This window comes from Bacteroides togonis (assembly GCF_900130135.1).
Taxonomy (GTDB): domain Bacteria; phylum Bacteroidota; class Bacteroidia; order Bacteroidales; family Bacteroidaceae; genus Bacteroides; species Bacteroides pullorum.
The window spans coordinates 2,831,036-2,843,484 of the sequence record NZ_LT670820.1 but is presented as its reverse complement, the minus strand read 5'-3'; the positions used below and the strand labels follow the sequence as shown (position 1 = coordinate 2,843,484).

At 54.6% G+C, this 12,449-nt stretch carries 10 protein-coding genes; 1 reads left to right on the top strand and 9 read right to left on the bottom strand.

The features are described from left to right. Positions 1–87: 87 nt before the first annotated feature. The 3 genes from ychF to polA form a co-directional block, all read right to left on the bottom strand. The gene (gene ychF / locus BQ8005_RS12050; RefSeq protein ID WP_075318220.1) at positions 88–1,191 is read right to left on the bottom strand and encodes a redox-regulated ATPase YchF; all 1,104 of its coding nucleotides are present in this window, start codon (positions 1,189–1,191) and stop codon (positions 88–90) included. A gap of 319 nt (positions 1,192–1,510) precedes the next feature. Then, entirely contained in the window at positions 1,511–1,903 is a 393-nt protein-coding gene (locus BQ8005_RS12045; protein WP_021847209.1) for a DUF3836 domain-containing protein, read from the bottom strand. A gap of 277 nt (positions 1,904–2,180) precedes the next feature. Beyond that, on the bottom strand, positions 2,181–5,024 hold the full coding sequence (gene polA, locus BQ8005_RS12040; RefSeq protein ID WP_075318219.1) for a DNA polymerase I: 2,844 nt from the start codon (positions 5,022–5,024) through the stop codon (positions 2,181–2,183). An 88-nt stretch (positions 5,025–5,112) separates the two neighbouring features. Between polA and BQ8005_RS12035 the strand changes: the two genes are divergently transcribed. Continuing rightward, complete coding sequence (locus BQ8005_RS12035; RefSeq protein ID WP_075318218.1) at positions 5,113–6,087, top strand: polyprenyl synthetase family protein; 975 nt, start codon at positions 5,113–5,115, stop codon at positions 6,085–6,087. Between the two features lie 77 nt (positions 6,088–6,164). Here the strand turns inward: BQ8005_RS12035 and deoC are convergent, their stop codons facing one another. The 6 genes from deoC to mnmG all read right to left on the bottom strand — a co-directional run bounded on the left by deoC (position 6,165) and on the right by mnmG (position 12,411). Further along, complete coding sequence (gene deoC / locus BQ8005_RS12030; protein WP_075318217.1) at positions 6,165–7,067, bottom strand: deoxyribose-phosphate aldolase; 903 nt, start codon at positions 7,065–7,067, stop codon at positions 6,165–6,167. Continuing rightward, positions 7,057–7,392 carry a nucleotide pyrophosphohydrolase gene (locus tag BQ8005_RS12025; protein WP_075318216.1) on the bottom strand — a complete coding sequence of 112 codons (336 nt, stop codon included), beginning with the start codon at positions 7,390–7,392 and terminating at the stop codon, positions 7,057–7,059. The genes deoC and BQ8005_RS12025 overlap by 11 nt, the downstream gene beginning before the upstream one ends. 18 nt (positions 7,393–7,410) lie before the next feature. Beyond that, positions 7,411–7,863, bottom strand: coding sequence for a D-aminoacyl-tRNA deacylase (dtd, locus tag BQ8005_RS12020; protein ID WP_075318215.1), 453 nt, complete (start codon positions 7,861–7,863; stop codon positions 7,411–7,413). 158 nt (positions 7,864–8,021) lie between these two features. After that, complete coding sequence (uvrC, locus tag BQ8005_RS12015) at positions 8,022–9,869, bottom strand: excinuclease ABC subunit UvrC (protein ID WP_075318214.1); 1,848 nt, start codon at positions 9,867–9,869, stop codon at positions 8,022–8,024. 84 nt (positions 9,870–9,953) lie between these two features. Beyond that, positions 9,954–10,478, bottom strand: a complete 525-nt coding sequence (locus BQ8005_RS12010; protein ID WP_021847216.1) for an adenine phosphoribosyltransferase — start codon at positions 10,476–10,478, stop codon at positions 9,954–9,956. A 58-nt stretch (positions 10,479–10,536) separates the two neighbouring features. Continuing rightward, the gene (gene mnmG, locus BQ8005_RS12005) at positions 10,537–12,411 is read right to left on the bottom strand and encodes a tRNA uridine-5-carboxymethylaminomethyl(34) synthesis enzyme MnmG (protein WP_075318213.1); all 1,875 of its coding nucleotides are present in this window, start codon (positions 12,409–12,411) and stop codon (positions 10,537–10,539) included. Positions 12,412–12,449: the final 38 nt, after the last annotated feature.

The following is a 12,449-nucleotide window of genomic DNA, read 5'->3' as shown; positions in this document are numbered from 1 at the left end:
TATGGTTGTTTTGTATCAGGGGGAATAATTTGACGAGGCCATCCGGGTGCTTGCCCCGTGGCCTCGTCCTTTATCTTGTCTTTATCCTTACACGTTGAAGCGGAAGTGCATGATGTCGCCGTCTTGCACCACGTAGTCCTTGCCTTCGACGCTGAGCTTGCCGGCCTCACGTACGGCAGCTTCGGAACCATACTTGATGTAGTCGTCGTACTTGATGACCTCGGCGCGGATGAAGCCCTTCTCGAAATCGGTGTGGATGACGCCGGCACATTGCGGAGCCTTCCATCCCTTGCGATAGGTCCAGGCCTTGACTTCCATTTCGCCGGCGGTGATGAACGTTTCCAGATTGAGCAGGCTGTAGATGGCCTTGATGAGTCGGTTGCAACCGCTCTCCTTCAGGCCGAGGTCTTCGAGGAACATCTGTTTCTCCTCATAAGTCTCCAGTTCGGCGATGTCGGCTTCGGTCTGGGCGGAGATAATCATCAGCTGGGCATCCTCATCCTCGATGGCCTTGCGCACCTGCTCCACGTAGGCGTTGCCGGTGGCAGCGGAGGTATCGTCCACGTTGCACACGTAGAGCACGGGCTTGGTGGTGAGCAGGAACATCTGGTGGGCGCAGGTTTCTTCGTCTTCGTTCTGAGGAACAACGGTGCGGGCGCTCTTGCCCTGCTCCAGCGCTTCCTTGTAGCGGAGCAGTAGTTCGTACTCTATTTTGGCATTCTTGTCACCGCCTACCTTGGCTACCTTCTCCACGCGTTTGATGCGGTTTTCTACCGTCTCGAGGTCTTTCAGCTGGAGTTCGGTGTCGATGATTTCCTTGTCGCGCACGGGGTCGACGGAGCCGTCCACGTGAACGATGTTGCCGTTGTCGAAGCAACGGAGCACGTGGATGATGGCGTCGCATTCGCGGATGTTGCCCAGGAACTGGTTGCCCAGGCCTTCACCCTTGCTGGCGCCCTTGACGAGTCCGGCAATGTCGACGATGTCGCACACGGCGGGGACGATGCGACCCGGATGGACGATTTCGGCCAACTTGGTCAGTCGTTCGTCGGGCACGGATACCTGGCCCATCTGGGCGTCGATGGTACAAAATGGGAAGTTGGCTGCCTGTGCCTTCGCGCTGGACAGGCAGTTGAAGAGTGTGGATTTTCCCACGTTGGGAAGGCCCACGATACCTGCTTTTAATGCCATAGTCTGTCTTATATTTTAGAGTTATCTTCTTGTTGTCAGTTGTTTTCAGTCCGCAAAGATAGTGTAAACCAAGGGAAAGGCAAAACGAAAATTCTGTTTTCGGTTTTTCTTTCCGTAGTGTTCTTGTCTTATTTAAAGATTATGCACCTTGTGCGCAATTACATGTGTGGAGATGGAATGGTTAGTTGGTTGGTAGAGAAAAATAAAAAAGCCGGGATGCATCACGCACTCCGGCTTTTCGCAGTTAACTAAAAAGGTTTGGTTTATTGTTAGGAGTAAAATAGTTTCGATTAAGAGAGTATAAGGATTTTATACTTGCTTATTTGGCAGCTATGTACATAGTGGTTGTTTTGCCATTTTCTTTTATGTACCGGCCTTTGTGGTCGTTCCATTTGTAATAGTTGGTCGTTACCTGATTATCACTATATGTGTAGCGTACACACATTACCTTTTTCCAAGTCTTCAGATTCTCATCCCAACATACAGTTTCGTTCTCAATGAGACGTTTCTGGTCATCATATTTGTAATGGTATTCCAGATAATTGGTCAGCAGGTTGTTGTTGTTCTTGTAGACGCTTTGGCTCACTTTCAGTCCGTTTACTTCTTTCGAATTATAAACGAAGTCGTTGTTCTGGAAAGCGAATGCGCTTACACCAAGAGTTAGAAACAGGGTGGATACAAACAATTTCTTTAAGGATACTTTTGCTTTCATGATTAATATCAATTTATGTCTATTCTTTCTTTTTTCTATGCCTCATTTCTGAAAAGCGGTGCAAAGGTAGTCATTATATTGACATAATGTCTGATATTTGAAGAATATTTTTCAAAGTGTAAGTATTTGCAGAGTTTATCCCCTTTCTTTTTGCCTGATAAATATCAAAAAAAATGTCCGGCGGATGGTCTGCCGGACATTTTGCATACAAAGTGCATTTTAATTAATTCCTTTTGGCTGCTTTCTGATTGTAAGTTAAACTTTGTTATCGGCCTCTTTAGTGAGCCTCCAGCCAGTTGGTTCCCCACCCACAATCAGCTCTGAGGGGCACGTGCATGCGGTAGGCGTTCTCCATTTCCTCGATTACAATTTTTTGCACGAGCTCTTTTTCGGCCGTCGGAACGCTGAAATTCAGTTCGTCGTGGACCTGTAAAATCATCTTTGCTTTCAGATTGTTACTTTGGAAGCGCTGATAGATGCGGGCCATGGCTACTTTGATGATGTCGGCGGCACTGCCTTGGATGGGTGCGTTGATGGCGTTGCGTTCGGCATAACCACGCACGACGGAGTTGCGCGAGTTGATGTCGGGCAGGAAGCGCTTGCGGTGGAAGATTGTTTCCACATAGCCCTGTTCGCGGGCCACGTTGATGCTGCGGTCCATGTAGGCCTTCACGCAGGGATAGGTGGCGAAGTAGCCGTCTATCAGTTCCTTGGCTTCCTGGCGTGAGACGTTCATGCGTTCGGCCAGCCCGAAGACCGAGATGCCATAGATGATGCCGAAATTGGCCGTCTTGGCCTTGCGTCGCATGTCGGAGGTCACCTCGTCGATGCCTACCTTGTAAATCTTGGCGGCGGTGGCGGCATGGATGTCGTGGCCCTCGACGAAGGCTTCGATCATGTTGGGGTCTTCGCTGAGGTGGGCCATGATGCGCAGCTCGATCTGCGAGTAGTCGGCCGAGAAGAATTCGCAGCCGTCGTCGGGGATGAAGGCCTTGCGGATTTCCTTGCCGTCCTCGTCGCGGATGGGGATGTTCTGCAGGTTGGGGTTGCTCGAGCTGAGCCTGCCCGTGGCGGTGACGGCCTGGTTGAACGATGTATGGATGCGTCCCGTCCGCGGGTTGATGAGCTGGGGCAGGGCTTCGACGTAGGTGCCCAGCAGCTTCTTCAGGCCGCGGTGCTCCAGTATCTTGCCCACGATGTCGTGCTTGCCGCGGAGGCTTTCGAGCACCTCTTCGGAGGTGACGTACTGGCCGGTCTTGGTCTTCTTGGGTTTCTCCATCAGCTTGAGGCGGTCGAAGAGCACTTCGCCCACCTGCTTCGGCGAGGCGATGTTGAAGGCTCCGCCAGCCAGTGTGTAGATGTCTTCCTCGATTTGGCTGAGGCGGGCGTTGAAGTGTGCGGCCGACTGCTTCAGGGCTTCCGTGTCGAGGCGTACGCCGTTGCTCTCGATGTTCACGAGGACGGGCACGAGCGGCATCTCTATTTCAAAGAAGAGGTGTTCCACGCCCTGCGCCTTGAGTTCCTTCTCGAGCACGTTCTTCAGCTTGAGGGTGACGTCGGCGTCCTCGCAGGCGTAGCGGTAGACTTCGGCGGGGGTGAGGTCGCGCATGCTCTTCTGTCCCTTGCCCCGCGGGCCGATGAGCTGGTCGATGTGGATGGTGCGGTAGTGCAGGTAGATTTCGGCCAAGTAGTCCATGTTGTGCCGCAGCTCGGGCTGGAGTACGTAGTGGGCGAGCATCGTGTCGAAGAGCGGACCTTGCACGCGGACGCCGTAGTTTTGTAGGACAATCATGTCGTACTTGATGTTCTGCCCCACCTTCACCGATTTCGGGTTTTCGTAGAGCGGTCGGAGTTCGTTTACAATTTTTAGGGCTTCTTCCCGATCGGCAGGAACGGGCACGTACCACGCCCGATTTTCGGCGTCGCTGAAGCTCATGCCCACCAGTTCGGCCTCCATCGGCTCGGTGCCGGTGGTTTCCGTATCTATTGAGAGAATTTCTGTTGTCAACAACTTTTGAATAAATTCGCGTCTTTTTTCTTCTGTATCAACAAGTTGATATTCGGTTCCTATCGTTTCTAAGCTGCTGAGAATCGAATTTTCGGCGTCGCCCGCCCCCTCGTCCGCAAATAACGCAAACAAATCGCCTTGGGCAACGGCCTTCGGAGCGGCCTCTTTCGTAGCGGCAGGCTGGGCGAAGAGGGTACCGGCAAACGGGTCGGCCGGAGCGGCAGGGTGGGGGGCTTCGTCTTTGCCAAGCACGCGGTCGATGAGGGTGCGGAATTCCAGTTCCTCAAAAATTCGTCGTAACGCTTCCTTGTCTGGCTCTTCGCGGACGAGGGCCTGCATGTCGAGCTGGATGGGGACATCGGTCTTGATGGTGGCCAGGAATTTGGAGAAGACAATTTGCTCCCTGTTCGTCTCGACCTTCGTCTTCAGGGCGCCCTTCAACTGGTCGGTGTTGGCCAGCAGGTTCTCGATGCTGCCGAACTGGGCGATGAGTTTCTGTGCCGTCTTCTCGCCTACGCCCGGACAGCCGGGGATGTTGTCCGACGCGTCGCCCATCAGGCCCAGCATGTCGATGACCTGCAGGGTGGACTGGATGTCGAACTTCGCTTTGACCTCTTCCGTGCCCATCACCTCGAAGCCGCCCGTGTGCTTTGGGCGGTACATGAAGACGTGCTCGCCCACCAGCTGGCCGTAGTCCTTGTCGGGCGTCATCATGTAGGTGGTGATGCCCTGCCGTCCGGCTTCGGTGGCCAGTGTGCCTATCACGTCGTCGGCCTCGTAGCCCGCCACCTCGAGGATGGGGATGCGGTAGGCGCGGATGATGTCCTTTATAATAGGTACGGAGAAGCGGATGGCTTCGGGTGTCTCCTCGCGCTGGGCCTTGTACTGTTCGTAGGCCTCGTGGCGGAAGGTGGGCCCGGCCGGGTCGAAGGCCACGCCGATGTGGGTGGGGTTCTCCTTCTTGAGCACCTCTTCGAGGGTGTTGACGAAGCCCAGGATGGCCGAAGTGTTCTGCCCCTTTGAATTGATTCGCGGGTTCTTGATGAGCGCATAGTAGGCGCGGTAGATGAGCGCGTATGCGTCGAGCAGGAAAAGTTTATCGGTTGAATTCATACATTTTATCCTTTTTTGCAGGGTAAAAGTACAAAAAAATACCGTATTAACCGTTTTATTCGTATTTTTGTACCCAAATAATGCCCTCATGGATATAGCATCAGTGATACAAGCCCCCATTTCTGCTGAGTTGGAAGATTTCAGGCAGCTGTTTGCCCGTTCGCTTTCCAGCTCCAACCCGCTGCTCAATAGTGTAATCGAACACATTCGCCAGCGGAGCGGGAAGATGATGCGGCCTATGCTGGTGCTGCTTTCGGCTAAGCTGTGCGGCGCGGTTTCTTCGGCGGCTCTTCATGCGGCCGTGGCGCTGGAGCTGCTCCACAATGCCAGCCTGGTGCACGACGATGTGGTGGACGAAAGCGGCGAACGTCGCGGACAGCTCTCGGTGAACGCCGTGTTCAACAACAAGGTGGCCGTGCTCTCGGGCGACTATCTGCTGGCTACGGCCCTTGTACAGGTGGCCTTGACGCGCAATCACGACATCATCGACGTGGTTTCCGCATTGGGTCAGGACCTGGCCGACGGCGAACTGCTCCAGCTCTCCAATGTGGGCAACACCGATTTCTCCGAATCCGTCTATTTTGAGATTATCCACAAGAAGACGGCCGTGCTTTTTGCCGCCTGCACCAAATGTGGTGCCCTGTCGGCCGGAGCCTCTGCCGAGGACGTGGAGAAGGCACGTCTATTCGGTGAATATATTGGTCTCTGCTTCCAGATTAAGGACGATATCTTCGATTATTATGAGGACAAGCAGATAGGCAAGCCGACGGGCAACGACATGCACGAAGGCAAGCTGACGTTGCCCGTGCTCCATGTGCTCAACTCGACGGGCGATGAAGAGGCCCGTGCCATTGCCCTGCGGGTGAAGTCGGGCACGGCATCGGCCGATGAAATCGGCCGTTTGGTGGCCTTCACGAAGGAAAACGGTGGCATTGAGTATGCCGAAAGGGTGATGCGCGACTATCGCGAGAAGGCCTTTGCGCTGCTCCCTACTACGGCCGATACAGCTGTTCGTCAGTCACTGGAGGCTTATCTTAATTATGTAGTGGAAAGGCAGAAATAAAGCATTGTAATGATAAGCATAAAAGGCCGTTTTCCGAGGAGGAAAGCGGCCTTTTATGCTTGTGTTTCCGATTCTGTTTAGAAGAACTTCGTCTCCTTGCCCAGTATGTCGCTCAGCAGCAGGTTGGCCAGGCGACTGGTGCCCAGGCGGAACAGGGTGTTGTTCAGCCACTCTTCGCCCAGCACTTCCTTCACGATGGAGTAGTAGACGAGGGCGTCGTTCACCGTGTTGATGCCTCCGGCTGGCTTGAAGCCTACCTTGTTGCCCGTCTCTTCGTAATATTCCTTGATGGCTTGGCACATCACGTAAGCGGCTTCGGGTGTGGCGGCAGGCTGCTGTTTTCCGGTCGAGGTTTTGATGAAGTCAGCACCGGCATACATCGATAAAATCGAGGCTTTTTTGATGTTCGAAGCCATACGGAGGGCGCCTGTCTCAAGGATAACCTTCAGATGCTTGTCCTTGCAGGTTTCTTTTAATTCCTGAATCTCGTCGCACACGCTTTCATAGTCGCCTACGAGGAACTTGCCTACCGAGATGACGATGTCTATCTCGTCGGCTCCGTCCATAATAGCCATCGCGGTTTCGGCAACTTTTACTTCGGTAAAGGTCTGTGAGGAAGGGAATCCGCCCGATACACAGGCGATCTTTACGTCTTCCACTTCGAGTGTATCTTTCACGATTTCGGCAAAATTGGGATAGACGCAGATGGCAGCCACGTTCTTCATATCGGGGAATTCTTCGTCGAAGCGATTCACATTCTGAGTGAAGCGCATTACACTTTCGTCGCTGTCTGTAGTGTTCAGCGTAGTGAGGTCGATGCAGTGGAAGAGGAATTTCTTGACTTCGGGCGTATCATTTTCGGCCACTTTCTGTTCGATGATGGCTTTCACTTGTGCGGCTACGTCCGCATCGTCGAGGCTGGTGTTGTATTTGGCCAGCGCTTCGTCATACTTGCTTTTGGTGGGCTCTTTACTTTCCATGTTCCTTCAGTTTAGGGTTGTTGATATGTCTGTCTTGATCTCGTTTCGTTTTCTTCTCGATGCTGCGGCGGAAAGCTTCGGTCAGGTCGACGCCCGTCTGGTTGGCGATGCAGAGCAGCACCCAGAAGACGTCGGCTATCTCTTCGTCCAAATTGTCCTTTTCACCGGGCTTGAACGACTGGTCGCCGTACTTGCGGGCCATGACGCGGGCCAGTTCGCCCACTTCCTCGGTCAGTACGGCCATATTGGTCAGTTCGCTGAAGTAACGCACGCCGTACGTCCTGATCCAGCTGTCCACCTGTTTCTGTGCTTCTTCCAGTGTCATATCGCTGCGTTTTTGGGGTTATTCCTTGTTTTTGGTGTCGATGCAGATGGTGACGGGGCCGTCGTTCAGCAGCTCCACCTTCATGTCGGCACCGAATTCTCCCGTGCCTATTTCCTTGCCCAGTGCGGCCGAGAGGTCCTGGCAGAACCGTTCGTAGAGGGGGATTGAAATCTCCGGCTTAGCGGCGCGTATGTACGACGGGCGGTTTCCTTTCTTTGTTGAGGCGTGCAGGGTGAACTGGCTGATGACGAGGATGTCGCCTCCCGCGTCGAGGATGGAGCGGTTCATTACGCCGTTTTCATCGTCGAAGATGCGCAGGTTTACGATTTTCTTGCAGAGCCAGTCGATGTCTTCCTGTCCGTCGGCTTCTTCGATGCCTACGAGTATCATCATGCCTTGGCCGATGGCCGCCTTGCAATGTCCGTTGATGGTCACCGAAGCGTGTGCGGTGCGTTGTATCACTACTCTCATTGTCTTTGTATCTTGTTTTACTGACTGACAAAGATAGTGAAAGGTGAGCGCAGAAGCAAATGAAAACTAAGTTTTTCAATTTGATTATGCCGAACCGCCTCCTATCTTATTGAAAGATAGTGAAAGGAGAATGCAATACCAAATAAGCCCGCTTATTTTTATTGCTGAGCCCCGTCCTGTTGCTTGCCGAAGTGTTCCTGCAGGATGCGTGCTTTGGCCTCGCCTACGACGGCCGCCCATTCCTGCGGCGTGGCTTCGCGGAGGCGTTTCACGCTCTTGAATTCCTTGAGCAGGGCGTTTTTGGTCTTTTCACCGATGCCTTTTATTTCGTCCAGTTCCGAAGCCGTCTGCCGCTTGCTGCGCTTGTCGCGGTGGAAGGTGATGGCATAGCGGTGTACTTCGTCCTGTATACGGGTTAGCAGGTTAAATAGTGGTGTACCCTGTTTCAGGCCAATGCTTTGCGGAGGGAAGCCAAAGAGCAGCTCGTTTGTGCGGTGGCGGTTGTCCTTGGCCAGGCCGGCGATGGGGATGTTCAGCCCTAGGTCGTCCACAACCTCTTTTACGGCGCTCATTTGACCCTTTCCACCGTCGGTGATGAGGAGGTCGGGCAGAGGTGTGTTCTCCTCTACAGCGCGCTTGTATCGCCTCCATACGACCTCTTTCATCGAGGCATAGTCGTCGGGGCCTTCCACGGTCTTGATGTTGTACTTGCGGTAGTCCTTTTTCGACGGCTTTCCCTTGGCGAAGACCACGCAGCCGGCCACCGGGTCGGAGCCCTGAATGTTCGAGTTGTCGAAGCACTCGATGCGAAGGGGCAGGCGGTCCAGGTGCAGTTGTTGTTGGATTTCCTTCAGCAGGCGCGTGGTGCGCTGCTCGGGGTTCAGTTTCTCCTGCTGTTTCAGGCGGTCCACCTTGTATTGCTTCACATTCTGGATAGACAAGTCGAGCAGTTTCTTTTTGTCGCCACGCTGGGGGATGGTGAAGGTCACGTCCTTCAATTCCATGTTCAGTTCGAAGGGCACGATGATTTCGCGTGATTGGCTTTTGTAGCGTTCGCGCATCTCGACGATGCCCAGCTGGAGCAGTTCCTCCTTGGTTTCCTCAAGGCGCTTTTTGTATTCGAAAGTGAAGGCTTGGTTGACGGCACCGTTCGTGATGTGCAGGTAGTTGATGAAAGCCGCCTTTTCATCGGCATCTTCTTCGATGGAGAAGACGTCGATGTTGTGAAGCACGTTGCTTACCACTTCCGAGCGTGAACGGTAGTTCTCTATCAACAGGTATTTCTCCTTGACCTTCTGTGCTTCCTCGAATTTCATTTCGGCGGCCAGATCCTGCATCTGCTGATAGAGCATTTGCTCCACGTCGCGCGTGTTTCCTTTCAGGATTTCTTTGATTTCACCGATGTTCTTCAGGTATTCCTCGTGGCTCTGCTTGCCGATACAGGGGCCGGCACAGTTTTTGATGTGGTATTCCAAACAAACATTGAACTTGCTTGCGCGTATGTTTTCCGGACTGAGGTTGAGGTTGCAGGTGCGGATGGGATACAGGTGCTTGATGAGGTCGAGGACGGCATACATGGACGGCAGATGGCTGTAGGGACCGTAATAGGTCGAACCGTTGCGGATGATGCGGCGTGTCTTGAAAATGCGCGGAAAGTATTCGTTCTGGATGCAGATGCTGGGGTAGGTCTTGTCGTCTTTCAGCAGAACGTTGTAGCGCGGCTTGTATTTCTTGATGAGGTTGTTTTCCAGCAGCAGCGCGTCTTCTTCCGTATTGACCACGATGTAGCGGATGTCGGCAATCTTGCTCACCAGTACCCTTGTCTTGCCGGGACCGTGTTCGCGGTTGAAGTAAGAGGAAACTCTTCTTTTCAGATTTTTGGCCTTTCCAACGTAGATAATGGTTCCTTCATCGTTCAGGTATTGGTAGATACCGGGGCTCTCGGGCAGGTTCAGCACGATGCCTCTCAGGTAGTCGTTGAGCTTCAGTTCGGGGTCTTTGTCCATGGGAAGTCGGGGTTAAGGTCGGAGGAGAAGAAGGACACAGGCAGGGCGTTGGGATTATGTCTTCCTGTCTGTGTCCCGATGAAATCAGAGAGAAAGAACGCTTTCTACGTCGATGTCCTTGTCGAAGACATCTCTACCGTGCAGTTCTTGCAACTCGATGATAAAGTTTACGTAGATTTTCTTGGGGTTCATCTGCTTTACCAGCTTGCAGGCTGCGGCCATGGTACCGCCGGTAGCCAACAGGTCGTCGTGCAGCAGGATAACGTCGTTTTCATCGATGGCGTCCTTGTGCATCTGCACCGTATCCTTACCGTATTCTTTCTCGTAGCTTTCTTCGATGGTCTCGGCGGGCAGTTTGCCGGGCTTGCGGATAGGCACAAATCCGGCTCCCAGGCGGGTGGCGAGGATCGGTCCCATGATGAAGCCGCGCGACTCGATGCCCACGACCTTCGTGATGCCTTTGTCTTTGTACATCTCGTACATCGTGTCCGAAAGTTCCTGTAGGGCGGCTGGGTCTTTGAATAGGGTGGTCACGTCGTAGAACAGAATGCCCGGTATCGGGAAGTCGGGTATTTCGCGGATGCTTTTCTTTAGAGTTTCTTTGCTCATAATCAGTTGTTTTATTAGGTTTATTGAACTTTTTGTTTCACGTGGAACGTAAGGCCCGTCAGCGGCCGCAAAGCACCAGCAGGACGTTGATGTCGCTGGGGGATACACCGGGGATGCGGCTGGCCTGTGCGATGGTTTCGGGATCGATCTTCACCAGCTTCTGTCGCGCTTCAGTGGAGAGGGACTGCAAGGAGTTGTAGTCGAACTTGCCCTTGATCTTGATGCTTTCCAGGCGGGCCAGCTTATCGGCAATCATGCGTTCGCGTCCGATGTAGCCTTCGTACTTAATGAGGATTTCGGCAGCTTCCAGAATCTCGTCGCGACGCTCGGTTACTTTGTCCAGTTCGCGGTGGAAGGCGCTGACGTGCTCGGCAATGTTAGCGATGGTTACCTGCGGGCGGTTGATGAGGTCGATCAGTTTGCAGCCCTGGCGGAGCGGGGTAGTACCCAGTGCTTCGAGCGCGGAATTGATGAGCGCCGGCTTGATGGAGTAGCTGCGGGCGAAGTCCAGGATGTGGTTCACGGCTTCACGTTTGCTGGTCAGCAGATCATAGCGGTGGCGCGTGGCCAGGCCCAAGTGGTAGGCGCGTTCAGTGAGGCGCATGTCGGCATCGTCCATGCGGAGCAGGATGCGGTATTCAGCGCGCGAGGTGAACATGCGGTAGGGTTCGTCGACGCCTTTTGTTACGAGGTCGTCGATGAGTACGCCGATATATGCTTCGTCGCGTGCCAGGGTGAAGGGCTCGCCGCCGTGGCAGTTGATGTGGGCGTTGATGCCTGCGATGATGCCTTGTCCGGCTGCTTCCTCGTAGCCTGTGGTGCCGTTCACCTGTCCAGCCAGGAAGAGGTTTTTGATTTTCTTCGTTTCCAGCGTATGCTTCAACTGCGTGGGGTCGAAGTAGTCGTACTCGATGGCGTAGCCGGGACGGTAGACTACCAGGTCGCGGAAGGCGGGAATCTTCTTCAGCGCCTCCAGCTGGATGTCCATCGGCAGGGACGAGGAGAAGCCGTTCAGGTAGAGTTCCTGCGTGGTCTCGCCTTCGGGCTCCAGGAAGAGCTGGTGCTGCGGCTTGTCGGGGAAGGTGACGATTTTCGTCTCGATGCTGGGGCAGTAGCGCGGCCCGATGCTCTGGATCTGCCCGTTGAAAAGGGGCGAATCGGGCAGGCCGCGGCGCAACACCTCGTGCGCTTCCTCGTTGGTGTAGCACGTCCAGCAGGGCAGCTGGCGCAGCTGTCGGGTGGGGGTGTCGAGGAAGGAGAACTTGTGGAAGTCGGCCTCGCCGTCCTGCACTTCCATATCCTCGTAGTGGACGCTGCGGCCGTCGATGCGCACGGGCGTGCCGGTCTTCATGCGGCCGTAGGCGATGCCGTGCGCGGCGATGGATTCGGTCAGTTCGTACGAAGCGGATTCGGCCATGCGTCCGCCGGGCAGCATGGTGCGGCCCACGTGCATCAGTCCGTTCAGGAAGGTGCCGGCGGTGACGATGACGCAGCGTGCGTGGAACGTTACGCCCCATACTGTCTCCACGCCCCGCACTTCACCGTCCTCGACGAGCAGGCGGCGTACGGTGTCCTGCCAGATGTGCAGGTGGGGCGTGTTTTCCTGCACCTCGCGCCAGGCCCAGATGAACTTGGCACGGTCGCACTGCGCGCGGGGGCTCCACATGGCGGGGCCTTTCGAGCGGTTGAGCAGGCGGAACTGGATGGCCGTTCGGTCCGTCACCAGGCCCATGTGTCCGCCCAGGGCGTCGATTTCGCGGACGATTTGTCCCTTGGCGATGCCGCCCACGGCGGGGTTGCAGCTCATTTGCCCGATTTTGTTCATGTCCATGGTGATGAGGCAGGTCTCCGAGCCCAGGCGGGCTGCGGCGGCTGCGGCTTCGCATCCGGCATGGCCGGCGCCTATCACGATTACGTCGTAGTTGAATTCCATTGTTCTCTGTTTCTTTGCTTTTGCTGGGCAAAGGTACA